At 70.8% G+C, this 23,019-nt stretch carries 21 protein-coding genes; 11 read left to right on the top strand and 10 right to left on the bottom strand.

Features of this window, described 5'->3' with window-relative positions; translation table 11 throughout:
• Window positions 1-37 precede the first annotated feature (37 nt).
• Window positions 38-532 (top strand): hypothetical protein, encoded by a 495-nt coding sequence (locus ACFRMN_RS08940; protein WP_383015509.1) that lies wholly within the window; start codon window positions 38-40, stop codon window positions 530-532.
• Between the two features lie 92 nt (window positions 533-624).
• Here the strand turns inward: ACFRMN_RS08940 and ACFRMN_RS08935 are convergent, their stop codons facing one another.
• Window positions 625-2,676 carry an acyltransferase family protein gene (locus tag ACFRMN_RS08935; protein WP_383015506.1) on the bottom strand — a complete coding sequence of 684 codons (2,052 nt, stop codon included), beginning with the start codon at window positions 2,674-2,676 and terminating at the stop codon, window positions 625-627.
• 387 nt (window positions 2,677-3,063) lie between these two features.
• Between ACFRMN_RS08935 and ACFRMN_RS08930 the strand changes: the two genes are divergently transcribed.
• Entirely contained in the window at window positions 3,064-3,315 is a 252-nt protein-coding gene (locus tag ACFRMN_RS08930; RefSeq protein ID WP_383015503.1) for a DUF6400 family protein, read from the top strand.
• A complete protein-coding gene (locus ACFRMN_RS08925) occupies window positions 3,299-3,544 on the top strand; it encodes a hypothetical protein (protein WP_383015500.1) in 246 nt (81 codons plus the stop codon). Before ACFRMN_RS08930 ends, ACFRMN_RS08925 begins: the two co-directional genes overlap by 17 nt.
• 99 nt (window positions 3,545-3,643) lie before the next feature.
• On the opposite strand, the gene ACFRMN_RS08920 is transcribed toward ACFRMN_RS08925, so the two are convergent.
• Window positions 3,644-5,134 (bottom strand): carboxylesterase/lipase family protein, encoded by a 1,491-nt coding sequence (locus ACFRMN_RS08920; protein WP_383015497.1) that lies wholly within the window; start codon window positions 5,132-5,134, stop codon window positions 3,644-3,646.
• 21 nt (window positions 5,135-5,155) lie between these two features.
• Window positions 5,156-6,070, bottom strand: a complete 915-nt coding sequence (locus ACFRMN_RS08915) for an MBL fold metallo-hydrolase (protein WP_383015821.1) — start codon at window positions 6,068-6,070, stop codon at window positions 5,156-5,158.
• A gap of 187 nt (window positions 6,071-6,257) precedes the next feature.
• Between ACFRMN_RS08915 and ACFRMN_RS08910 the strand changes: the two genes are divergently transcribed.
• A complete protein-coding gene (locus ACFRMN_RS08910; protein ID WP_383015494.1) occupies window positions 6,258-9,038 on the top strand; it encodes an AAA family ATPase in 2,781 nt (926 codons plus the stop codon).
• Window positions 9,039-9,077: 39 nt separating this feature from the next.
• Here the strand turns inward: ACFRMN_RS08910 and ACFRMN_RS08905 are convergent, their stop codons facing one another.
• The 3 genes from ACFRMN_RS08905 to ACFRMN_RS08895 all read right to left on the bottom strand — a co-directional run bounded on the left by ACFRMN_RS08905 (window position 9,078) and on the right by ACFRMN_RS08895 (window position 12,223).
• Window positions 9,078-9,971 (bottom strand): carbohydrate ABC transporter permease, encoded by an 894-nt coding sequence (locus ACFRMN_RS08905; RefSeq protein ID WP_383015492.1) that lies wholly within the window; start codon window positions 9,969-9,971, stop codon window positions 9,078-9,080.
• Window positions 9,972-9,974: 3 nt separating this feature from the next.
• A complete protein-coding gene (locus ACFRMN_RS08900) occupies window positions 9,975-10,877 on the bottom strand; it encodes a carbohydrate ABC transporter permease (protein WP_383015818.1) in 903 nt (300 codons plus the stop codon).
• Window positions 10,878-10,957: 80 nt separating this feature from the next.
• Window positions 10,958-12,223: an ABC transporter substrate-binding protein gene (locus tag ACFRMN_RS08895; RefSeq protein ID WP_383015489.1), complete on the bottom strand. Its 1,266-nt coding sequence runs from the start codon at window positions 12,221-12,223 to the stop codon at window positions 10,958-10,960.
• A gap of 282 nt (window positions 12,224-12,505) precedes the next feature.
• Here ACFRMN_RS08895 and ACFRMN_RS08890 point away from each other — a divergent pair, with 282 nt between their 5' ends.
• From ACFRMN_RS08890 to ACFRMN_RS08880, 3 genes are all read left to right on the top strand, one after another.
• On the top strand, window positions 12,506-13,084 hold the full coding sequence (locus ACFRMN_RS08890; RefSeq protein WP_383015486.1) for a DinB family protein: 579 nt from the start codon (window positions 12,506-12,508) through the stop codon (window positions 13,082-13,084).
• Between the two features lie 100 nt (window positions 13,085-13,184).
• On the top strand, window positions 13,185-13,418 hold the full coding sequence (locus ACFRMN_RS08885) for a hypothetical protein (RefSeq protein ID WP_383015484.1): 234 nt from the start codon (window positions 13,185-13,187) through the stop codon (window positions 13,416-13,418).
• The gene (locus ACFRMN_RS08880) at window positions 13,415-14,515 is read left to right on the top strand and encodes a winged helix DNA-binding domain-containing protein (RefSeq protein ID WP_383015481.1); all 1,101 of its coding nucleotides are present in this window, start codon (window positions 13,415-13,417) and stop codon (window positions 14,513-14,515) included. The genes ACFRMN_RS08885 and ACFRMN_RS08880 overlap by 4 nt, the downstream gene beginning before the upstream one ends.
• Before the next feature lie 204 nt (window positions 14,516-14,719).
• Here ACFRMN_RS08880 and ACFRMN_RS08875 read toward each other — a convergent pair whose 3' ends face one another.
• The gene (locus ACFRMN_RS08875) at window positions 14,720-15,343 is read right to left on the bottom strand and encodes a TetR/AcrR family transcriptional regulator (RefSeq protein WP_383015479.1); all 624 of its coding nucleotides are present in this window, start codon (window positions 15,341-15,343) and stop codon (window positions 14,720-14,722) included.
• A 48-nt stretch (window positions 15,344-15,391) separates the two neighbouring features.
• Here ACFRMN_RS08875 and ACFRMN_RS08870 point away from each other — a divergent pair, with 48 nt between their 5' ends.
• The 4 genes from ACFRMN_RS08870 to ACFRMN_RS08855 all read left to right on the top strand — a co-directional run bounded on the left by ACFRMN_RS08870 (window position 15,392) and on the right by ACFRMN_RS08855 (window position 19,999).
• On the top strand, window positions 15,392-16,342 hold the full coding sequence (locus ACFRMN_RS08870; RefSeq protein WP_383015476.1) for an NADP-dependent oxidoreductase: 951 nt from the start codon (window positions 15,392-15,394) through the stop codon (window positions 16,340-16,342).
• A gap of 223 nt (window positions 16,343-16,565) precedes the next feature.
• Entirely contained in the window at window positions 16,566-18,929 is a 2,364-nt protein-coding gene (locus ACFRMN_RS08865; RefSeq protein ID WP_383015473.1) for a histidine kinase, read from the top strand.
• Window positions 18,926-19,609 carry a response regulator gene (locus tag ACFRMN_RS08860; RefSeq protein WP_383015470.1) on the top strand — a complete coding sequence of 228 codons (684 nt, stop codon included), beginning with the start codon at window positions 18,926-18,928 and terminating at the stop codon, window positions 19,607-19,609. The genes ACFRMN_RS08865 and ACFRMN_RS08860 overlap by 4 nt, the downstream gene beginning before the upstream one ends.
• A gap of 51 nt (window positions 19,610-19,660) precedes the next feature.
• On the top strand, window positions 19,661-19,999 hold the full coding sequence (locus ACFRMN_RS08855) for an SCO4225 family membrane protein (RefSeq protein WP_383015467.1): 339 nt from the start codon (window positions 19,661-19,663) through the stop codon (window positions 19,997-19,999).
• Window positions 20,000-20,011: 12 nt separating this feature from the next.
• Here the strand turns inward: ACFRMN_RS08855 and ACFRMN_RS08850 are convergent, their stop codons facing one another.
• From ACFRMN_RS08850 to ACFRMN_RS08840, 3 genes are all read right to left on the bottom strand, one after another.
• Window positions 20,012-21,457: a glyceraldehyde-3-phosphate dehydrogenase gene (locus tag ACFRMN_RS08850; RefSeq protein ID WP_383015464.1), complete on the bottom strand. Its 1,446-nt coding sequence runs from the start codon at window positions 21,455-21,457 to the stop codon at window positions 20,012-20,014.
• 272 nt (window positions 21,458-21,729) lie between these two features.
• The gene (locus ACFRMN_RS08845; RefSeq protein WP_383015461.1) at window positions 21,730-22,068 is read right to left on the bottom strand and encodes a hypothetical protein; all 339 of its coding nucleotides are present in this window, start codon (window positions 22,066-22,068) and stop codon (window positions 21,730-21,732) included.
• 169 nt (window positions 22,069-22,237) lie between these two features.
• Window positions 22,238-22,834 (bottom strand): TetR/AcrR family transcriptional regulator, encoded by a 597-nt coding sequence (locus ACFRMN_RS08840; protein ID WP_383015458.1) that lies wholly within the window; start codon window positions 22,832-22,834, stop codon window positions 22,238-22,240.
• Window positions 22,835-23,019 lie beyond the last annotated feature (185 nt).

Below are 23,019 nucleotides of genomic sequence, written 5' to 3'. Positions count from 1 at the left end.
CCTACCGGAACGTCACCAACCCCTCCCGGAGCCAGGCGTGTTGAAGCCAGTACGCGTTGATGAACTGAAGGTTCATATCACCTGTCACGGGTGGAGTGTCCAGGAATCCGACGAGGCCCTGGTGCCGGTCCCCTTCCCCGACGATTCACCGAGCGGGGGCTTCCTGACCGCGTACCAGGGACGCTTCGACCTCTACAGCGCGGGTCACACCCATACCGCGGCGGTGACCCTTGAGCAGTGGGACACAGAACCCGCGCCGGACACGCGCGTGCCCTGGGACGTGCGGGACGAGGCGGAGTTCGTCTCCGGAACGGGAGAGATCGCCGTGTGGTCGGACGGACGTGACCATGAACTGTCCCTGCTCTCAGCGGGAACCTGGAAGGTCAGGGTTCACTGCGCGGGACGCGAAGAGGTGGAGCGGATCTGCGGCGACGACGGTGTGGCCGACGGCGTCGAGATCTACCTGATGCAGTTCTGGCCCGGCCGCTCGGCCGGCCGAACCGCGAACTGGCCGTGCGGGACACGGCCTTGAGCCGTTCCGGCCGCCGGGGCGTACGCCGTGAGACCGCCTACGGCGAGTGGGACAGCAGCACAAACGCTCCCTGGCCCTGGACGGGGCGCGATTCACCCCGTGGTCTCACCTCCGGCACGGGCCTGCCCCGCGAGCGCCCGGGACAACCGGTCGCCGACGACGGGCGCGATGGCCTCGGCGTAGGTCTCGGCGATGTGGCTTTCGTCGCGGTAGACGAGCGTGTTGTCCACGACGATCGGGCAGTCGCCGGCGGGTGAGCAGAACCAGGGCTCGGGGTCGATGACAGATACCCCGCTGGAGGCCGCCGCCGCGCGGATCGCCTTTCTGCGGGTCGGGTCCTGGAGCGCCGTGGCCGTGGTGGTGGCACAAGTGGTCAGCCGCAGAGGGTAGGACGCGGCGCAGTCGACCGCGTCGGCGTCGGGCCAGGGTGTGTCGAGGAGTGCGACGACCCGGGCACCGGTTGCCGTGAGGTGCTGGAAGGTCGTGCGGTACCCGGCGGTCCACCCCCGAAGGGGATCACGTTCGGGGTCCGCCAGGGTGCCCGCGTCGGAGGACGAGGCGATCACGAGGAAGGGGCGGAGCTTGTCGATCCCGGCGAGGGCGTTGTTCCGCCAGATGTCACAGGACCGGTAGGGCTCGTGCTGGTTGACGATGGTCACTGTCGCGACCTTGCACGACGCCTTGGTCAGCGATACCAGCCGCCAGTGCTTGGCCTGTGCCAGGCGGTCCAGCGCCGGAAACCACTGGGCGGCGTGGGAATCGCCGAAGAGCACCACGACCTTGTCGGAGTCTCGGTCGCCGAAGACGCACGGCCGAGCGCTCGTGCTGGTGTAGTCCGCATGACAGCCGTCACGGTAGAGCGCCGACCGCTCACTCTTGATCGCGTTGAGTCCCGGCGTGAGGTTGCTCGGCAGGCGGGCGGGAGCGGTCGCCAGCAGCTCCGTCAGCCGCCCTTCGGCGTCCGGTGCGGATCGCAGGGCGTTCTGAAGTACGGGTGCCGCCACGCCGGAGTCGATGGCGGGCGGAAAGGTCCCCGCGACCAGGACCAGCGACACGGCACCCGCCGACAGGCCGGCGCCCATGCCCAGCGCGCTGCCCGGCCGGCGGCGCAGAACCGGATGGAACCGCACCGGGTTCTCCACGAGACGGGACGTCACCCACGCCGCCAGCAGGGCAACGGCCATCAGAGCGAACAGCAACGGAAGCTCCGGGCTCCTGCGCAGCGCCGTCGGCGCGATGACCAGCAGCGGCCAGTGCCACAGGTACCAGCCGTATGACAGCCCGCCCACCCATACCGCGGGCCGCAGCCCGAGCAGTCGCCCCGCACCGAACCGGGTCGGGGCGCAGCCGCCGGCCAGTACCAGGGCGGTTCCCACGACCGGCACCAGCGCGTGGTACCCCGGGAACGGAGTGTCATCGTCGAAGGTGAGCGCGGCGGTCAGGACGCAGGCGAGCCCGATCCAGGTCGCCGGAGCCGCGATCCGGGCGGGGAGTTTTTCCAGCCGGGTGGCGGCGACGGCGAGGAGGGAGCCGGTCCCGAGCTCCCACACGCGGGTGTGCGGACCGAAGTACGCCCAGGACGGCGAGGTCGCGGTGGTGAGCACGCTCAGCGCGAGGGAGGTCACCGTCAGGGCGGCCGTCGGCAGAACCAGCGGGAAGGCGTACCGCCGTGCCGCCCTCCAGCTGACGAGCAGAAGGAGCGGCCACAGCAGGTAGAACTGCTCTTCGACGGCGAGTGACCAGAAGTGCTGGAACGGCGAAGGCGGGCTGCTCTGGGAGAGGTAGTCGGTGCCGGTGAGGGCCAGCCGGATGTTCGCCGTGTAGAGGGAACTGCTGAGGGCGTCGCCCACGTAGTCGGCGAACCGGATTTTGGACAGGTACAGCCACGATCCGGCGAGGGTGGCGATCACGACCACGGTAGCGGCGGGCAGCAGGCGCATCGCCCGGCGGGCGTAGAACTCCCCGATCGACAGCCGGCCGGTCGAAGAGAGCTCGCGCAGCAGCATCGACGTGATCACGAATCCGGAGATCACGAAGAAGACGTCGACGCCGATGTAGCCGCCGCTGAACCGGGCCACTCCTATGTGGGAGAGGATGACAAGAGATACCGCCAGGGCGCGAAGCCCTTGGATGTCCAGCCGCACGTGTGCGGCGGTCGGCTTTCGCGGTGTGGCCCGGCGGGGCGGCTCTGTCGTGGGAGGCGGCGGCGGAAACGTGGTCATGCCCTCTACTGACCGGTGCGCCCCGAGCGTTCCGGTGAGACAGATCACAGGACCGGTGGCGGCACGTCTCCGGCTGCCGGGCACCCCCCCTTCGGGTCGCCGTGACCTACGTCACAGCGCCGCGAGCGATCCGGGCCCGCGGCTCGGAGCCTGACACCGGCAACGGGCCGCCCTCGTCGGCCGATCCGAGGGTGGCCCGTCGATGGGCCCTGTGGCGCGTGGCCCCGGGGCGACTGAGGCCACCCTTCCCTGCCGCACGGTCGCCTGGTAAAGATGGCGGGGTCCACTCGATACATCGGAAGTTTCTCAATGAATCAGGACAATGACACCGGGCTCATACCCTTCACGATCGATTTGACCTTCGAGGAAGCCCGACGACGGGCGGAGGTCGTGGCCGCGCTCGGTTCCGACTGGGACCCGGTGGCCGCGCTCCGCGGCGAGGACGAGGCGTACGCGCTCCTCTACTCGGGCCTCGACGCCGAGCAGCGACGCATCTACGACCTGCTCGTGGCGGCGGGTGTCCTGCCGAGGGAGGAGCCCGGCGGTGCGGCTGCCCATTGACCCCCAGGCGGACCTCGCCCGCCGCGCCTGGGTGACCTGCCCCGTCTGCGACGACGCCCGTCACTGCGCGACCTGCGCCGATCGTCGCAACTGCGGTGAGCACTGGCGCTATCTGATCTCCAGCAATGGACCGGTCATTCACCTTCAGTGCCCGCGATGCACGCACATGTGGTCGCTGAACACCCGGCCCGGCGTCACCTGCCGCGACGACCGCTCCCCCTACGCCTGACCACGGGCCCTCCTGGGCCTGGCCAAAGGTCCTCCTGGGCCTGGCCAAAGGTCCTCCAGGGCCAAGTCCCGCCGCGCACGCGGCCCGCGCCCGCCGAAGTCAGCTCCATGCCCGTCGCTCCTGGCCGCGGGGGTCGTCGACCTGGGTCCACTCGGCGTCGACGCGCATCGCCGCCCGGCGCTCGTTGTCGTACGGGTACCAGCCGGGGTCGCCGGTCCTGGCGAACCGTACCCAGGTCTCGTGCACGCGGGCGGCGAGATCCGCGGGGGGTTTGTCGGGGCCGAGCAGGCCGCTCCGCCCGTGCAACTGGGGAAGACACGTGAGATCGAAGACGAAGGGGAGCTCCACCGCGTGAGTGGCACCGAGCTCTCCGTCCAGGGCGTGGGAGCGCCACGCGAACTCGTAGCGGAAGGTGCCGGATTCGGGGTGGGCGGCATGTGCGTCGGCCAGGGCCCAGCTGCCCGCGCCGAACAGCGCGTCGCCCATGATGGCGGAGCGCAGCTCACCGAAGGACGCCCCGGGGCGTGCCTCGCGGTACGTCTCGACGAGCCTCGCCGGATCCGGGTGCGAGCGGGCCGCCGCCGCGTCGACGTCCCCGGCGGTCGAGGTGGAGTAATGGCCCGCGGGTGCCAGATAGAGGTTTCCCTCCTCGGTGTTGGTCCCGATGAGCAGGTCGACGTCGGCGCTGAGGCCCGCGGCGACGGATGCGGCGGGCTGTGTGTCGAGGACGAGGCTGAAGGGGCTGAGTCCGATCAGCGGGTCGCTGTGCGTCGCGGTCCGCAGGTCGATGCCCGCGAGCCGGGAGGCGGCCTCGACCAGGCGTTCGTCGGAGATCTCCGCGAAGGTGCCGACGTGGGGTTCGACGCCCAGGGTCTCGGCCGCCACCCTGGTGACACGGGCGGCCTGCTCGGTCGTGAACGCGCCCAGGCCGCTGCCGCTTTGGAGGATCGCCCGGCGGAAGAGGCCCGTGGCCTCGGGGGTGGCGAGGACGCCGCCGACGATGGTTGCCCCGGCCGACTGGCCGAAGAGAGTGACATTGTGCGGATCTCCGCCGAACGCGGCGATGTTCTCCCGTACCCAGCGCAGCGCGGCGACGACATCGAGCAGGCCGCGGTTGGCGGGCGCTCCGGGGAGGTCGAGGAACCCCGCGATGCCGAGCCGGTAGTTCAGGGTGACGAGGACGACGCCGTCGCGGGCGAAGGCGGAGCCGTCGTACACCGCGGACCGGGTCGATCCGGCGACGAATCCGCCGCCATGGACGAACACCATGACGGGCAGGTCGCCGGCCGTGGCCGCGGGCGTCGCCACGTTGACGGTGAGATAGTCCTCCCCGCGGCTCCAACCGGCGCCGAAGTAGGGGGACATGTCCACGGCGCCGAGCGTGCGCTCGGACTGCGGCGCGTTGGGTCCCGGCACGGTGGCGTCCCGTACGCCGTCCCAGGGCTCGTGCGGTCGCGGCGGCGCGAAGCGGCCGGCACCGAGGGGAGGGGCGGCGTAGGGGATGTTCAGGAAAGCGGTGGTGGCGCCCTGGCGCAGGCCGCGGACGGCCCCCAGCGCGGTGGTCACGACGGGGTCGGGGTGGTGGTTCACTGTCGTGCCTTTCTGCGGGCCTCAGCCCTGTTCGGTGTACGGGGCGAAGGGAGCCCAGCCCTTGATGGCGAACTTGCTTCCGTCACGCACCACTTCGGCCGCGCCGTGACCGCCCAGGTGCGCGGGGATCACGAGCGCGTTGTTGTCGGCCGCCCAGCCCAGAACCTCGCGGCGGGTGGCGCGAGCGCCCGCGGGGTCCTCGCAGAAACAGCTGTTGGCGTCCGGTTCGAGGATCTGCACCGGACTGTGCAGCAGATCGCCGACGAACACCGCGCGATCCGATCCTGACGTGAGGGTCAGTACGCAGGAGCCGGGGGTGTGCCCGGGAGCCGCGTCCAGGCGCAGGCCGGCGTCGATCCGGTGGCTGTTCTCCCACAGCAGCGTCCGGCCGGCCTCGTGCACCGGGGCCACGCTGTCCTCGAAGACATTCTGGTTGCCCCGGCCGAGCGAAGGCTTGTGACCGTTCTCGGGATTCCAGAAGTCGAAGTCGTCCTTCGGCATGAGATAGGTGGCGTTGGGGAAAGTGGGAATCCAACTCCGACCGTCCAGATAGGTGTTCCAGCCGACGTGATCGACATGGAGATGCGTGTTGACCACGATGTCCACGTCCTCGGGTTCGACGCCGGCCCGGGCGAGATTGGCGAGGAAGCCGGTGTCGAGATGACTCCAGACCGGCGCGTAAGGGCGCTCCTTGTGATTTCCCACGCCCGTGTCGATGAGGATCGTCCTGCCCTCACTGCGCAGCAGCCAGGTCTGGATCGCGGAATTCACGATATTGGTGCCGGAATCGAAGAAATGCGGGGTCAGCCAGGAGGCGCCGTCGTCCCAGATCTCCTTCCGGCTTTCCGGAAAGAAGGTGTCGGGGGTCATTTCCACGGGACCGAAGTATTCCCGGACCCGGGTGACGGTGACATCGCCGAGCTTGATCTGGTCCACAGCCACTGAGAATCCTTGATGAGTTCAGGGGATTTCCTGGAACCGTACGAGCGGCCCTGCCACCGGCGGTATCCGTCATATGACCGCACCCGCGCCCACGCGCTGCGGACTCCCGGCCCGCCGCTTGTAGCCTGGGTGAGGCACGGCACGGCGGCTCCGATCGGGAGCCAAGAATCCCGGAGGCTTTGTGGACGACGAGCACACAGGGGATCCCGGTGCGGTCACGCGAGCGGAGCCGGACACGGGGGCGCTGATCGTCGGCCGGGACGCGGAGCTGGCACGTCTCTTCCGTGCGGTGGACTCGGCATCGGCCGACCCGGTTCTGGTGCTCGTCGGTGACATGGGCACGGGGAAGACCGCGCTGCTGGACTCCGCGGCGCTACGGGCCGGGGCCAGGGGCGCTCGCGTGCTGCGCGCCGACGGGAGCGAGTCGGAGTCGAGCCTCGCGTTCTCCGCGCTGCATCAGCTGCTGCGGCCGGTGCGGGCCGAGCTGGACGGGCTGCCGGAGCGGCAGCGTACGGCGCTGCGCGACGCCTTCGGCGAGGGGCCGGCCACGACGGCACCCGACCTCATGCTCATCGGGGTCGCCGTTCTGAGCCTGCTGTCGGCCCTGGGCGACCAGGGCCCCGTGCTCGTGGTGCTGGACGACGCGCAGTGGTGCGACCGTGCCTCCCTGGACGCGCTGTCCTTCGCCGCCAGGCGGTTGCGGGATGAACGGGTCACGATGCTGATCGGCGCCCGCGTCGGCACTCACCTCCCGGGATTCGACCGGCACGTACCGGCGCTCACCCTCGGACCGCTCGACAACGCCTCGGCCGACCGGCTGCTTGACTTCCAGCCGGGGAGCCCCACCGGCCGGACCAGGGCTCGGATCCTCGACCAGGCCTGCGGCAACCCGCTGGCACTGGCCGAACTGGCACGGGCGGCCACCGCACACGGCGCGGCCGCTCAGCCGCCGGCCGCGGGTCCGCTCCCGCTCACCGATCACCTGGAGCGGATCTTCGCCGCCCGTCTGAACGACCTCTCCGCCGCCACCGGGCGAGCGCTGCTGCTCCTGGCCGCCATGGACACCGTCGACTCAGCGACAGCCGTCTCCGCCGGGCTTCCGCCCGCCGAGGACGACGCGTGGCTGCCGGCCGAGCGGGCCGGGCTGGTCCGGCGGACCGGTCGGGACGTACGGTTCCGCCATCCGCTGGTCCGGGCCGCCACGTATCACGCCGCGTCCTTCGAGGCTCGGCGCGAGGCTCACCTCGTACTCGCCGAGCTGCTGCGGGACGAACCGGACCGGCGTGCCTGGCACCTCGCCGCCGCTTCCCCGCGTCCGGACGCGGCCGTATCGGCGGAACTGGAGCGGACCGCCGACCGGGCCCGCCGTCGCGGCGGGTACGCGGCGGCGGCCAAGGCCCTGCAACGCGCCGCCGAACTGGCACCGCGGCGCGAGGACAGCGCCCGGCTGCTGGTCGAAGCCGCCGCGGCGGCCGTGTTCACCGGTGACATCGCCTGGGTCGAGGAACTGGCCGCCGCGGCACGCGCGCGCACCGACGACGCGTCGCTGCTGGCCTCCGCCGCGGTGCAGGTCGGACGGCTGGCGGCGCTGACCGTGCGCCACACCGTGGTCTTCTCCCGACTGGCCGACGCCGCCGAGCGGTTGGCGCTCTCGCGGCCCGCCGCCGCTCTGGATCTCCTGGCCACCGCCGCCGTGGTCCGCTACTACTCCGGCGAGGACCAGGGGCGACACCGCGTCCAGGCCGTCCTGCGGCGCCTTCCCGAGAACGCGTCACACATGTGGCTGCGCACCTGGGTGAGAGCCGTGTCGGACCCCTTCGACGACAGAGCCGAACTCGTCTCCCTGCTCCGGCGGTTGGCGGACGACGCGGAACGCGGTCCCGGCCGGCTCACCTCGCTCGCGATCATGGCGTGGCTCCTGGACGAGACCCCGCTGGCCGTCCGCGCCGCCGACGAGGCCTTCGATCGCTGGGAGCTGCGAGGACCACTGCCGGAGGGTTTGGGCGGCGCGGTCGCCTGGGCCTATGTGGAACAAGGAAGATGGGGACAGGCCCGCGAGGTCTGCGCCCGCACCACCGCGGTCGGTTCGACCAGCGGCCTCGACCACGCCGTGGCATGTGCGGCCGCGGCGGATGCCACCGTACTGGCCTTCCAGGGCGACGTGTCGGCGGCCCGCTCGCGAGCCGCGGACGCGTTCGCCCTGATCGATCCGCTGGAGAGCCGCGCGGTGTCCGTCTTCGCCCGTCGCGCGCTCGGTGCCGCGGCGGTCGCGGCCGGCTCCTACGAGACCGCGTACGACCAACTTCGCATGGTTTTCACGGCGCAGGGCGAGCCCGTGCACTACCACGCGTCCTACCCGGCGCTCGCCGATCTGGCCGCCGCCGCGGTGCGCGCCGGCCACCGCGAGGAGGCAGCCGCGATCGTCGAGCGTTCCGCACGCGCGCTCGCGGACAACGCCTCACCCCGCCTGCGCGCGCTGATCAGCCGAGCTCGTGGCCTGCTGGGGGACCCCGAGGACGCCGAGCCGCACTTCCGGGCGGCCCTGGCGGACCCGGTTCTGGAGCACTGGCCCTTCGAACGCGCCCAGACTCTGCTGGACTTCGCCGAGTGGCTGCGGCGCCGTCGGCGCATCGCGGAGGCACGGGCGCCGCTCACGGAGGCTCTGGAGACCTTCCGTCGCCTGGGCGCGCGCCCGTGGATCGAGCGCGCCCGGGCCGAATCGCGTGCCGCCGGCCTCGATGTCACGGACCCGGCCCCCGACTCGCTCGCCGGACTCTCCCCGCAACAGCGGCAGATCATCGGACTCGCCGCCCGTGGGCTGACCAACCGCGAGATCGGTGAGAGGCTTTTCCTCTCCCCGCGCACGGTCGGCTCGCACCTCTACCGCAGCTTCCCCAAACTGGGCATCACCGCCCGCTCCCAGCTGCGAGACCTCATCGAGGGCCCTCTCCCGATCCGCTGAGGACGGGACGCGGGACCTGCGCGTGAGTGCCGTACTCGGTCAGTCGTCGATGCCGGAGCGCTCGGCGCCCGCGACGATGTGGCGCTGCAGCACCAGGAAGACCACCAGCAGGGGCAGGATCGAGACGGCGGCGGCGATGAAGAGCTCGTGGAGGTTGACGGTCTGGGCTGTGGTGAAGGTGGCGAGTGCGACCTGCGCGGTCCAGGCGTCGCGGTCCTGGCCGATCACCAGCGGCCACAGAAAGGAGTTCCAGGAGCCGATGAAGACGATCGCGCCGACGGCGGCGAAGACCGGCCGGGTGTTGGGCACGACGATCCGCCAGAACGTACGCCAGTAGCCGAGCCCGTCCACCCTGGCAGCGTCCTCCAGTTCGCGAGGGAAGCCGAGGAAGTACTGGCGGAAGAGGAAGACCGCCAAGGCGCTGAAGAGGGTCGGAATGATCAGTCCGCGCAGGGTGGAGATCCAGCCGAGCGCGGAGACCAGGACGAAGCTGGGGACGAACGTGACGGCGGACGGGATCATGAGGGTGACCAGGAACGCGTAGAAGACGTGATTCGCGTAGGGGTATTCGATGCGGGCCAGGCCGTATCCGGCAAGCGAGGCGAGCAGCAGGGTTCCGGCGGTGGTGAGGACGGCGATCACGGCCGAGTTCCACAGGGCGTGCGCCATGGGGACGCTGCTGTCGTCGAACAGCTCCCGGAGGTTTTCCCAGTGCAGGCTGTCCGGGAAGAACGTCCACTCGGTCCCGGTGATGTCCGCCTCGGCGGCCAGTCCGTTGCGTATCAGCAGGTAGAACGGGATGAGGAAGAGCCCGGCGAGCGCGATGAGCAGGACGAGCCGCAGTCCGCGGGCGAACCGCTGGAAGGCCTGGCTCGTCTGGAGGGCGCGGCTCGTGGAGTGCGGTGCCGGACCGCTCGTGGGGTGTCGTCGCATGGGTCAGTCCTCCCGGCGTCCGAGACCGAACCAGCGTGCCTGGACCACCGTCACGACGGCGATGATCAGCGCGAGGATCACGGCGCCCGCGCTGCCGAGCCCCAGGTTCTGCCCTTGGCCGAGTGCGGCGTAGTACAGGTAGACCAGGGGCGGTCTGGCGTAGGGCGGGTAACCGCCGGCCGTGGACAGCAGGTTGTAGAACTCGTCGAAGGCCTGGAAGGCGTTGACCACCAGGAGCAGGACGACGGCGACGGAGGTCGCGCGCAGTTGCGGGAAGGTGATGTGCCGGAAGACCTGCCAGCCGGGGCGGGCGCCGTCGACCGCGGCGGCCTCGTAGAGGGTGGGTGGGATGCGCTGGAGCCCGGCCAGCAGGATCACCATGTAGAAACCGGCCTGGAGCCACAGTCGTACGGTCACGATGACCAGCCAGTACCAGGGCGGTCTGGTGGTCGACAGCCAGGCGATGCCGGAGCCGTCGAACCAGCCCAGCACCGTGTTCGCCAGCCCGTACCGCACCCCATTGAAGATCGAGAGCTTCCAGATGATCGCGGCGACGACGTAGGAGCAGGCGGTCGGCAGGAAGAAGACGGACCGGAAGAACGCCTGGGCGAAGCGCAGCCGGTGCACCATCAGCGCGAGTGAGAGCGCGAGGGCGTATGTCGCCGGAACGATGAAGAGGGAGAAGACCGCGAAGGTGGTGAGGCTGGAGGTGAAGGAGGGGTCGCCGAGGATTTCGGTGTAGTTGTCCAGACCCACGAACTCGGTCGGGGTCACCGTGTTGTGGGCGTCGAAGAAGCTCAGCCACACGCTCCACACCAGTGGTACGTACGTGAAGAGGGCGAGCCCGGCGGCGAAGGGGCCGACGAAGGCCCAGAACCACAGGTAGCGGTTCTGGGGCCCGCGCAGCCGCTGCCCAAGTGACGTGCCGTTTTTGTGAGATGGACCGTTTTTGTGAGATGGACCGTTTTTGTGAGCTGTCCGGGTGGCTATGACCGCACCCGCTTCAATTCGGCCTTCGTCGTGGCGATGACCGGCCTGAGCTGTGCGGCCGGGTCGGCGCCGTCGGTGATGATCCGGCTCAGGGCGTCCTGGTAGGCGGTCCGGCTCTTGTCGGTCCACAGCAGCGGCTGTGCGTATCCGTGGTCGGTCGTGAACCGTACGGCTTCGGCCGCCGCGCCCTCGGTGAGTCTGGCCGCCTTCTTCGCCAGCGAGATCCGGGCGGGAATGTGGAAGCCGTACGAGAGCGCGAAGTCCTCCTGAAAGTCGGTGCGTTCGACCCACAGCCACTTCACATACGCCTTCGCGGCGTCGATTTGGCCGCTCCGCGTGCTGACGGCCGCGCCGTAGGCGCCGACCGGGACCGACGGCCTGCCCCGGGGGCCGTCCCCGGGGAAGGGCAGGACGCCGAAGTCGTCGCCGAGCGCCTTACTGATCTGCGGCAGGGCCCACAGTCCCGTCCACTGCATGGCGGTCAGCCCCTGGATGAACGCGGACGGGTCGGACCAGTCGGTGGGAGCGCCGAGCAGGAGGGAGCCGTCGGCGCGGAACCGGTGCAGTTTGCCGAGGGTCTTGGCGGCCCGTGGGTCGTCGAAGCCGACCTCTCCGCCGGAGGTGACCGGTTCCAGGCCGGCGGCGCGCAGCGGGGTGGCACCGAGGACACCCGCGCCGCCGTCGTTGCCGAGGAAGAGGCCCTTGACGTCCTTCGTCGTCAACGCCTTCGCGGCGTCGATCAGTTCGTCAAGGGTCCGCGGCGCCCGGACACCGGCCTTGTCCAGCAGACTCCTGCGGTAGTAGAGCAGTTGCGTGTCGATGACCTGCGGGATGCCGTAGACCTTGCCCTGATACGTCTTGGGGGCGAGCACCGCGGGATTGAAGTCGTCCCGCACGCCCGTCAGCAGGTCACTGAGATCGGCTACCTGACCTCCCCGGATCTGGTCCAGGGTCGGCCCGCCCTCGAAGACGTCCGGCGCGTTGTTGGTGAGCAGTGCCGCGGCCGTCTGCTGGTCGTAATTCCCGGGCCGCCACTGGACGTTGACCCGCGCCTTCCGGTAGGCGGCCGCGTAGCGCTTCACCGCCTGTTCGGTGCCGGCCTCGCCGTACTGGTGATACCACTGATCGAGCGCGGAGCCACCGCCCGCTCCCCCGCCACGGCCGGTGTTGGAGCCGCAGGCGGCGGTCAGCGCGAGGGCACCGGAGACGGACAGCAACTGCCGACGGCTGAGGCGGGTGGTGGAGGACCTTGAGTGGCGCATGGTTCATCAGTGTGACGGCGATGTGTGTAAGCAATATTGCCCGCGTGTGAAGCGTCTCCGATGTGTCCGCGGGCGGCCCGGCCCGTCAGCGGTCAGTTGACCCCGTTCAGCGGGCTCATGAAAGTTCAGCCGAATGGATGACGCGAGAGCAATGCGAGCAGTCGCGCTGATGTCTTCGGCATGACCCCATATCGCCCCGAGAAGCGGACACATCCTGACCGCTTCTCCTGCGACTGTTGTCTCGTGCCGGACAACGAGAACCACCGGAAGGACCCGATCAGCATGACCCCCACGACCGCGCCCGACCCAGCCCGCGACGCCGAGCGGGCCGACCTGCTCGCCGCGCTCGCGACCGCGCGATCCGCCCTGATCAACACGGTGCGCGGGCTCGACGACGAACAGGCCGGCCAGCACCCGACGGCCGGCGAACTGTGCCTGGGCGGGCTGATCAAGCACGTCGCGTCCATGGAGGAAGGATGGACGCGCTTCATGGTCGAGGGCCCGTCGGCGATGCGCTACGACCTGCCCGACGGTGTCAGCTGGGACGACATCGCGGCCGGCACCGCACGCGAGTTCCCGCAGTGGGCGATCGACCACCGCGACGACTTCCGGATGCTGCCCGGCGAGACGCTGGCCGGGATCCTCAAGCGTTACGAGGAGGTCGCCGCCCGGAGCGAGGAGGTCATCGCCTCCGTGCCCGATCTGTCGGCGACGCACCCGCTGCCGGAGGCGCCCTGGAACGAGCCGGGAGCGGTGCTCAGCGCGCGCGGGGTGCTGATGCACCTCATCGCCGAGACCGCCCAGCACGCCGGGCACGCGGACATCCTGCGCGAGACGATCGACGGCCAGAAGTCGACCTGACCGGCGGCGGACCAGGACCGGGCGGCGGCTGCCCGCCGGCCGTCCGGTCCTGGCCTCGCGACTTGTCCTCGGGACTTGTCAATCAAGACGCGTACGGAACGTGTACGGATTCGAAGGGAACGGCGTCACCGTGAAGATGTGCGAGCCGGGGCGGACCGGTTTTCAGGTCAGCCCCTACTGCCTGGGCGCCATGATGTTCGGACAGGCCGGTGACACCGACCGCGACGACTGCGTCCGGATCGTCCACCGGGCACTGGATCCGGCGATCGTCGAGGCACGGTGGGTCGCCGACCGGATCGCCGAGCGGAAGCGTGTCGCGGGCGTGACCCGATGACCGTTCTCGACACCCGAGCGCTCAACCGCGCCACGCTGGCCCGGCAGTTGCTGCTCGATCGCGCCGACGTACCGGTCCTCGACGCCGTCGCGCACCTCGGCGGTCTGCAGGCGCAGGAACCCCAGGAACCGTTCGTCGGGCTATGGTCGCGGCTGCGCGCGTTCGACCCGGCGGTGCTCTCGGACCTGCTGACCGGGCGGCGCGTGGTGCGGACCCATCTGATGCGCCGCACCGTCCACCTCGTCACCGCCGACGACGCGCTGGCCTGGCGGGCCCGCCATGACGCCATGCTGCGCCAGCGGGTACTCGGAACCTATCGCCGCGAGCTCCACGGGACGGACCTCGACGAGCTCGCGGCGGCGGGCCGGGCGGTCATGGCCGACGACGAGCCCCGCTCGATGACCGAGCTCGCGCGAGCGCTCGCCGAGCGCTGGCCGACGCCGGGGACGCGGGCACTGGGCGAAATGCTGATCGCCGCCCTCGTCCCGATGGTGCAGCTGCCGCCGCGCGGGCTCTGGCGGACAAAGGGAGGGGTGCGCAATGTCCTGCTCTCGTCCTGGCTGGGTCGCGAGATCGACCCGCCGTCCCCGGACGGCTCGGATCCCGTGGGCCAGGCGCTGGTACGGCGCTACCTGGCCGCGTTCGGCCCAGCGGCCTCGGCCGACCTGCGCGCCTGGTGCGGCCTCGCCGGGCTGCCGGCCGCGGTGGCCGCGATACGCGAGGAACTGGTGACCGTCCGCGACGAGCGAGGCCGGGAACTGCTTGACCTCCCCGACGCGCCCCGTCCCGACCCCGACACGCCCGCCCCGGTGCGGTTCCTGCCGGCGTTCGACAACGCGATCCTCGGCTACCACGACCGCGGCCGGATCATCGACGACGCCCACCGCGGGCTGTCGGTCACCGGCGCGCGCGTTGTCCTGGTCGACGGCCGGGTAGCCGCGACGTGGAGTGTCACGGCCGGCACCGTGATGGTCACCCCGCTGCGCCGCTTCTCCCCGGCCGACCGCACCGCCACGGCCGAACAGGGACGGGCGCTGGCGTCGTTCCTCTCCGACAACGACAGCCACCGCGTACAGATCGCCGATGCTCCCGGCTGATCAGGAACCGGCCGCGGTGTGCGGAAGGGAACGGCCTGGTCAACGGTCGAATGATCGGATCGCCCCGCCGTACAGTCGCCCCGCCGTGCAAACGCGTCGAGGCCCGGGCAACCCGGCGTAACCGGCTCCATCAGCCGGTGATCTTCATCTGGAAGCCCACACCATGATCACGAAGGATCGGACCGTACCACTGCGGGACAGCCCTCAGCCTCTGGTGAGAGGCAGCCGGACGGCCGGCGGAAGCGGCGTCAGGACGGGGTTCGCCTGGAACGACTGGATCATCAGGGCCGCGAAGCGTCGCGACGCCGCCACCCGCATCCCGGGTGACTCGGCGCGGATGCCTTCGTTCGCCATCAGCGCCAGGCTGATGTCCTCCAGCACGAAATCCCCCCGCAAGGGCCCCGCTTCCATCGCGCGCCGCACCAGTTCGCGCAGCAGACGCAGCGTGCGATCGCGGTCCGCGGCGAACTCGACCGCCTGGGGAAGCCGCGAGGTGAACGCGCGGGCGAAGCCCCGGTCGAGGGCATGAATCTCCATGAGCCTCTCGATCACCAGGCAGAACCCGCTCCACGGGTCGTCCGCCGCCAGGCCCTCCTCCACGACCGCCGAGCAAGAGGCCATCTGCTCGGCAAAAGCCTCGGTCAGCAGCGCTTCCTTGGTCTGGAAGTGCCTGTAGACGGTCGCGACCCCGACCTCGGAGCGCCGGGCGATCTCCCGGATCGGCACGTCAAGGCCCTCGGCGGCGAAGGCCAGGCGAGCGACCGCGAGGATGCGCTCGCGGTTGTCGCGGGCGTCCGAGCGGAGCTTCGTTATCACTTGAGCCGTCACCACTCTCACTTTAGCCAAACGGACGGGGTGCTCCGTTACGTTCGGCGCATGAGAGCGATTCAATTCACTGAGTACGGCCCGCCCGGTGTTGTGCACATCGCCGAGGTGGCGGCGCCACACGCCGGACCTGGCGAGATCCGTGTCGCCGTGCGGGCGTCCGGAGTCTCGGCCGGGGAAATGCGCATCCGCTCCGGGACGCTGCGGGACGTGGTGCCCACGACGTTCCCCTATCGGACCGGATTCGACGCCGCGGGCGTGGTGGACGAGGTCGGCGACGGCGTCACGGGCGTGGGCATCGGCGACGAGGTGTTCGGCATGACCGATTCGACCGCGCGCGGCGCCAATGCCGACTTCGCGGTCCTGGCCGCCTGGGCGCCCAAACCGGCCGCGTGGAGCTGGGAGGAAGCGGGCGGCGCGGCGGGCAGCGTCGAGACGGCCACCCGGGTCCTCGACCGGCTCGCGGTCGGCGGCGGGCACACCGTGCTCGTACAGGGCGCGGCCGGTGGGGTGGGCGCCATCGCCGTCCAGCTCGCGGTCGCCCGCGGCGCCACCGTCATCGGTACGGCGAGCGAGCGCAACCACGACTTCCTGCGCTCCCTGGGCGCGGAGCCGACGACGTACGGGACGGGGCTCGTCGAACGGATCCGCGCGCTGGCACCGGCAGGCGTGGACGCGGTGTTCGACTGCGCCGGAGGGACGCTGCCCGACCTCATCGCCATCGCAGGCGACGCGGCGCGCGTGGTGACGATCGCCGACCTCACCGCGGCGGCCCACGGGGTACACCTGTCGCACGGCACGCCGGCCGACGACACGGGCGGGACCTTGGGAACCCACGCCGACCCGCTGGCGTCGTACGGCCTCGCGATCGCCGTCACGCTCGCCGGCGAGGGCCGGCTGCGGGTACCGGTCGCGGCGGCGTTCCCGCTCGCCGAGGCCGCCGCCGCGCACGAACTGAGCGAAAGCCGGCACGCTCGCGGAAAGATTGTGCTGGTGAACTGATCGGACGCCCGTGGCCGGCGGGGACGATTCGGTCACGGGCAAGTAGCTGGTAGCTGGTAGCCCTCGGCGGTACCGGCTCCCGCGTCGAGGTCAGCGGCGCGGGGGCCCTTTCTATCTCTGGGGCCCTCTCTATCTGGGGCCCTCTCTATCTCTGGTTAGAGGGCGTGATCGTCCTGAGGCCTGATGCCCACGGTCCGCACGTGACCGTAGCGTGGTGCACCTCATGGAACGAACTGATAACCGGTTTCTCCCGGTCGTGCTGCTCGGTGTCCAGGCCGCCGTGTGGCCCGGGTACGCGCTGTCGCGTGGCGCCACCCCCACGGCCGCGCACCTCCTCGCGGCCGCCCTGGTAGGCGGTCTGGTCGCCGCCGCGCTCGCGGTCCGCCGCACCCGCCCGGTGCCCGCCCTCATCCTGGTCGCCGCCGCCTGCGCGGTCGGCGCGGGGCCTCTGCCCACGGGCGCGGTGGCTGTGCTCGGCACCGCGGGTGTCGCGCTGGCCCTGTTCACGGTGGCCACTGAGCGGGACACCGTCACCGCGCTGCTGTGCGTGGCGACGCTCGCGGTCTGGCAGCTCGTGCACGGCCTGAGCCTGCACGGTCTCGGCGGCGGCCAGGGCCTCGACCTCGTCCTCACCACGCTGCTCTACGCGACCGCCACCGGTACGGGGCTGTTTCTGCGGCGGCTACGGACCGCTCGGCAAGCCGCCGAACGGCGTCTGCACCGCGCGGAGGACGAGCGGCACCGGCTTCCGGCGGCGGAACGACGCCGCATGGAAAGGGAGTTGCACGATGTCAGCGCGCACCACCTCACAGCGGTGGTCGTGACGGTCGAGGCGGCGCTCGGGCTGCGCGAGCGCCGGCCCGAGCTGGCCGACAAGGCAGTGGAGTTCGCCGCCGAGACCGGCCGCGAGGTGACCCGGGCGCTGAGCGCGGTGAGGGCCCCGACACCCACGCCGGAGGATCTTCCGGCGCCGGAGGAGCGACTGCGGGAGCTCGTCGCCGGCTTCCGTGCCCTGGGGCAGCCGGTGACCTGTGAGGCCGAGGCCCTGCCGGACGGGTCCGTCGGCGACGCCGCGTACGGCATTGTCCGCGAAGCGCTGACCAATGTGGTTCGCCACGCCTCCGGCGCCCCCACCACCGTGCGATGCGCCTACGGCGACGCCCAGACGGACATCGTGGTGCGCAACGCTCCGCCGGACTCGTCCGGCACCGGTACGCCGCGCGGCAAAGGACTCGGGGGCGGGAACGGCCAGAACTTCCTGCGCGGCCGGGCGCGGGAGGCGGGCGGCACGCTCACCAGCGGGCCGACACCGGACGGAGGGTGGGAGGTGCGCGCGGTCCTGCCTGGGCGGAACAGGACAGCGCCGTCGGCATCGGTTCCGCGCACGTACCGCCTCGCTCAGTTCGCCGCCGCCGCGGGGCTGTGCCTCCAGCCGTTGCTGCCGTTCCTGATCATCCGGGAGAGTACGACGCCCGCCGGGCCGGGGGTCTCCGCCGGTGCGCTCTTCGCGCTGCTCGCCACGGCGCAGGTGCTCACCCTGCTGTGGCTGCGGCAGGCTCCGCGGACCGCACTGATCGTGCTGCTGGCCCTCGCCGGGCTCTGGCCGGCGGCGATGTCCGCGAGCGGGTACGCGGGGCCGGTGCTCCTGCCGCCGGGGCTGAGCATGCTCGCCACCTGCGTGGCGCTCGCCATGGTGGCGGCCGGCGCCTCGGAGCATGGCCTCTCCCCCGCGCACCGGCCCGGTCCGAACAGGACGGTGGCGGTGCCGCGGCGGGCCGGGAGCCTGGCCTTACCGCGTCGGGCCGTACCGGTAGTGGCCGCTGTCGTACACGCGGCCGCGGTGATCGCCGCCGTACTGGCCCGTGGTGTCACCTCCCCGGCCTGGGCGGTCGTCGGGGCCGCGACCCCCACGGCGGCGTCGGCGGCTGCCGTCGCCTGGTCCATCGGCACCTGGTACGGGAAGAGCCGGCGAGCCGCCCGCGACACGGATCAGGACCGTCTCGCGGCCTGGACGGAGGAAGCGGTCCGGGACGCGTGGGCCGAACGCCGCCGCATCACCGTCGGGCTGGAGACCACCGTGCTGGCACGCACGGCCGAAGTGGTCGAGGAGGCGGAGGCGGGGCGGCTCGCGCAGACAGCGGAACGGGCCCGCGACGCCTTGACCGCCATGCGGTCGCTGCTCGAAACCGTCCGCGACGGGGAACCACACGCCGAACTCCGGCCGCAACCCACGCTCCAGGCCCTCGACCTGCTCGTCAGCCAGTGCCGGGCCACCGGCCGCCAGGTGGAGATACGGCTCACCGACCGGGTGCCGGAACGGCTGCCGGCAGAGGTGGACATCGCCGCCTACCGTGCCGCCGAGACCATTCTGCAGGCCGGCGGGGACGAGCCGGCGGTGGTCGTCCTCGACGCCGCGGACCGCGTCCTGACCCTCACCGCGACCGGCGTGTCCCACGCCACCCGCCTCGCGGCACGCCGGCGGTTGGTGACGCGGGCCGCCGCCCTTGGCGGCACCCTGACCACCGAACAGCCGGACACGGTCCTGTTGCGTCTGCCCTTGAGCACCGACCAGGAGGAAGCCCAATGACCCTCACCGTGTTGGTCGTCGACGACCAGACAGTCGTCCGGGCGGGCTTCGCGGCCGTCATCGACGCCGAGCAGGACATGACCGTCGTCGGCGAGGCGGGCGACGGCGCCGCCGCCGTGAGCCTCGCCGAACAGCTCGCGCCGGACGTGATCGTCATGGACGTACGAATGCCCGGACTCGACGGCATCACCGCCACCCGGATCATCACCGGGCGCGACAATCCGCCTCGCGTCCTCGTGCTGACCACGTTCGACCTCGATGCCTACGTCTTCGAAACGCTGCGCGCCGGTGCGTCCGGCTTCCTGCTCAAGGACGTGCAGGCAGCCGAACTGCTGCACGGCATCAGGGTCGTGGCCGGCGGGGAGAGCGTTCTCGCCCCGTCCGCCACCCGCCGGCTCATCGGCCACTACGCGGCCGACCGGCCCGCCGGGCCGCGGGCCGGGCAGGACGCGGCGAGCCTGGACCGGCTGACCGCACGGGAGCGCTTCGTCCTCACCCTGGTCGCCTCGGGGCTGAACAACGCGGAGATCGCCGCCGAACTCGACATCACCGTCGGCACCGTCAAGTCCCATGTGAACGCGCTGCTGCGCAAACTCGGGGTACGTGACCGGGTGCGGGCGACCATCCTCGCGTACGACCTGGGCCTCGTCCGCGTGACCCCGCCCGGCACCCACCTGTGACGCCCCCGCGGCCGTCCGCCACCCACCACCACCGAAAGCAGCGTTGAAGCCATGAGCACCGCACACGAGGAGAGCACTGTCATGACCGACTCCGACTCCGAGTCGACACACCCGGTCCTGCGTACCGTGCGCCACGCGCTCGGCAGCGTTCTCGCTCGCGTCTACCTCGCCGTATGCGCGATCCTGACCGTCTGGGCCGTGGTGGTGAGCCTCGGCGACAACCCCGACGCCTCGTTCGCCGGAGTTGTGCCGCTGATCGCCACCGCGCCGCTGAGTCTGATCGTGATCGTGCTGCCGGACCACACCTCCATGATCTTCGTCGCGATCGGTCTCGGCGCCCTGGTGAACGCCGTGGTCATCGGCTGGTGCGCCCGCGCGCTGGGGCGGTGAGAGCCGTCCGTATCAGACCGCGGGGGCCGGGTAGGTCGGGTATTCCACCCCGGATACGTGCTGGACGACGCGGATGACCTGGCAGGAGTAGCCGAACTCGTTGTCGTACCAGAGGTAGAGGATCGCGTTGTCGCCCTCGACCTTCGTGGCACCGGCGTCGACGATCGAGGCGTGGCGCGAGCCGATGAAGTCGCTGGAGACCGCGTCGGGGGCGCTGATGAAGTCGATCTGACGCTTGAGCGGAGAGTTCAGCGACACGTTACGGAGGTGGTCGAGGACCTCCTCGCGGTCGGTCTCGCGCGCGAGTCGCAGGCTGAGGATCGCGATCGAGACATCCGGTACCGGGACGCGGATGGAGCTGCCGGTGATCCTTGCCTTGAGGCCGGGCAGCGCCTTGGCGACGGCGGAGGCGGCACCGGTCTCGGTGATGACCATGTTGAGAGGCGCCGACCGGCCGCGGCGGTCGGACGGATGGTAATTGTCCAGCAGGTTCTGGTCGTTGGTGAACGAGTGGACGGTCTCCACGTGGCCGCGCAGGACGCCGTATTCGTCCGCCATAGCCTTCAGCGGCGGGACGATCGCGTTGGTGGTGCAGGACGCGCAGGACAGGATCCGCTCGTCCGGCTTGATCATGTCGTGGTTGACGCCATGGACGACATTGGGGACGTCGCCCTTGCCGGGCGCGGTCAGGACGACCTTGTCGATGCCGGGGCGGAGGTGTTTCGACAGGCCCTCGCGGTCACGCCACCTGCCGGTGTTGTCGATGAGGATGGCGTCCTTGATGCCGTACGCCGTGTAGTCCACCGACGTCGGGTCGTCGGAGTAGATCACCTTGATCTCGTTGCCGTTGGCGATGATCTTGCTGTTCGCCTCGTCGACGGTGATCGTGCCCTGGAACTGACCGTGGACGGAGTCACGGCGCAGCAGCGAGGCGCGCTTGACGATGTCCTGGCCGGCGCCCCTGCGTACGACGATGGCGCGAAGCCGCAGGCCGTTGCCGGAGCCCGTCTTCTCGATGAGCAGACGGGCGAGGAGCCGGCCGATGCGGCCGAACCCGTAGAGGACGACATCGCGCGGCTCGCGGCGCTCGATCTTGTTGTCACCTGTCGCGCCCGCGACGGCCTCGGCGGTGAACTCTTCCTCCGAGAGGCCGCGATGGTCGGCCTTGTACGTCGCGGCGAGCATGCCGATGTCGATCTGCGAAGGGCCGAGATCGAGTGTGGTGAGAGCTCGCAGGAACGGAAGCGTCTGCGTGACGGATAGCTCCTCGCCGGCGATCTGCCGGGCGAATCGGTGGGTCTTGAGGATGCTGACCACCGACTTGTTCACCAAGGAGCGGCTGTGGAGCAGGACCGTGATGTCCCGTTCCCGGTGCAGCTTCCCGATGATCGGGATCATCGCCTCCGCGATCTCCTCGCGGTTCTTCCAGTTGGTGAACGATTCCTCAGCGACAGTCACAGATTTTATCTTTCGAGCTAGGCGGCGCTCATATGGTAACCCCTCGATGTTTTGGTCATTCGGACGGTGCCACCTGAGCCGTTCGCCCCGTGCGCGTGACCGTAGCCGCGCCGGCCGTTCACTTGAGCACTTCTGGACCGCCTTGCCGGGAGCGCGGAAGGTGAGATCTCTCCGGATCGCGGGGGATTGATGCCATGTCGGACGACCCGGCGGTCGGCGATCCCGGCGACCGTCGCGGTGTCCCGGCCGCGTCCTTGCGGACGGCGCCGGGGTCAGATCCCGGGTCCGTACCCGGGGTCGGGGTGCCGGCGGGGGCTCCACCACTCGGTGAGCCCCCACACCCCGAGCGCCAGCGCGGCCACGGCCGCGAGCGCCGCGAGCCAAGGACGGTGCACCCACCTCGTGGTCAGCGCCCAGGCGAGGAGCGGAACCAGAGCGCCACCGAGCACGATGAGCGGCAGATCGACATAGAGCACGCTCAGATCGCGGGCGTGGCCCTCGAATCCACCGTCGATACTGAAGGCGGCCCGCGGTGCCCAGACGAGCGCCGCTGTCGTCGCACCGAGGCCGGCGAGGAGGCAGCCGGCGGCGACCCGGAGCTCCGAGTTCATCCGCGTGGTCCCTGACGTGGTTCGTTCGCTCATGCCTGCGACGGACGCGACGGCGCGGTGCGTGGTTCCGCCGGGCCTGCCGGATCTCGCGTACTCCGCGGCGGGGTGCGCGCCGTGCGTGAGTCCCGATGCGGTGTTGAGAGCCGACGCGGTGCTGAGTCCCGATGCGTTATCGCCGTGCGTCACCTTGGGACGCCGTGCCGGGCGCGCCCGCCCGCAGTCCGTCCATCACGAGGTCCAGCAGTCGCGTCGCGCGCGGCTGCCAGTCGCTGTGCGGGTCGAGCTGCCACAGCCCGGCGATGGCGAGCACGAAGTCGTCGGGGGTCAGCCCCGGGCGGATCGTGCCGGCCTCCTCGTTCGCGTTCAGCAGGAGCGTGAACGCCCGGGTCACCGGGCCGTGGCCCAGCTGGGCCAGGCCGCCGTGCTCACTGGTGGCGTTGCGCAGCGCGGCGGCGAGGCCCGCCTTGGCCATGGCGTACTGGGCCAGGCGGTCCATCCACTCTCTCAGGGCCCGGTCGGGTGCGCGGGTCTGGAGCAGTTGGGCAGCGGTGTCCGCGACCTGCTGCATCTCGTAACGGTAGACCTCCAGGACGAGGGCTTCGCGGTTGGGAAAATTGCGGTAGAACGTCCCTTGCCCGACGCCCGCCTTCTTCGCGATCACGCTCAGCGGGGCGTCCGCGGCTCGCGTCAGCTCGACCAGCGCGACCTCCAGAATGCGCTCGCGATTCCGTTGCGCGTCCGCGCGCAGCGCCGCCTCTTCCCGCACTCTTCCCCCTTTCGGTCGCACTCGCACTTCTCCCGGAATCACAGCCAAGCGCTCCGGAAACACGGCCAAGCCCGGCCTTGCTAACCGGACAACTGTCCGTTAGGTTCGATGACGAACGGACAACTGTCCACTTAGGTCCACCATAGCGGAACAACCGGCCAGTGTGGCCGACCCGTGCCCTCTCC

Source organism: Streptomyces sp. NPDC056835 (genome assembly GCF_042789485.1).
Lineage (GTDB): Bacteria > Actinomycetota > Actinomycetes > Streptomycetales > Streptomycetaceae > Streptomyces.
Note: the sequence above shows the minus strand (reverse complement) of the source record. Positions and strands in the feature narration are given on the sequence as shown.

Coding starts and splice junctions, on each gene's coding strand:
- ACFRMN_RS08870 (WP_383015476.1), top strand. CDS start 15,392: ATGAGAGCGATTCAATTCACTGAGTACGGCCCGCCCGGTGTTGTGCAC.
- ACFRMN_RS08855 (WP_383015467.1), top strand. CDS start 19,661: ATGAGCACCGCACACGAGGAGAGCACTGTCATGACCGACTCCGACTCC.
- ACFRMN_RS08880 (WP_383015481.1), top strand. CDS start 13,415: ATGACCGTTCTCGACACCCGAGCGCTCAACCGCGCCACGCTGGCCCGG.
- ACFRMN_RS08890 (WP_383015486.1), top strand. CDS start 12,506: ATGACCCCCACGACCGCGCCCGACCCAGCCCGCGACGCCGAGCGGGCC.
- ACFRMN_RS08860 (WP_383015470.1), top strand. CDS start 18,926: ATGACCCTCACCGTGTTGGTCGTCGACGACCAGACAGTCGTCCGGGCG.
- ACFRMN_RS08930 (WP_383015503.1), top strand. CDS start 3,064: ATGAATCAGGACAATGACACCGGGCTCATACCCTTCACGATCGATTTG.
- ACFRMN_RS08905 (WP_383015492.1), bottom strand. CDS start 9,971: ATGCGACGACACCCCACGAGCGGTCCGGCACCGCACTCCACGAGCCGC.
- ACFRMN_RS08845 (WP_383015461.1), bottom strand. CDS start 22,068: ATGAACTCGGAGCTCCGGGTCGCCGCCGGCTGCCTCCTCGCCGGCCTC.
- ACFRMN_RS08895 (WP_383015489.1), bottom strand. CDS start 12,223: ATGCGCCACTCAAGGTCCTCCACCACCCGCCTCAGCCGTCGGCAGTTG.
- ACFRMN_RS08865 (WP_383015473.1), top strand. CDS start 16,566: ATGGAACGAACTGATAACCGGTTTCTCCCGGTCGTGCTGCTCGGTGTC.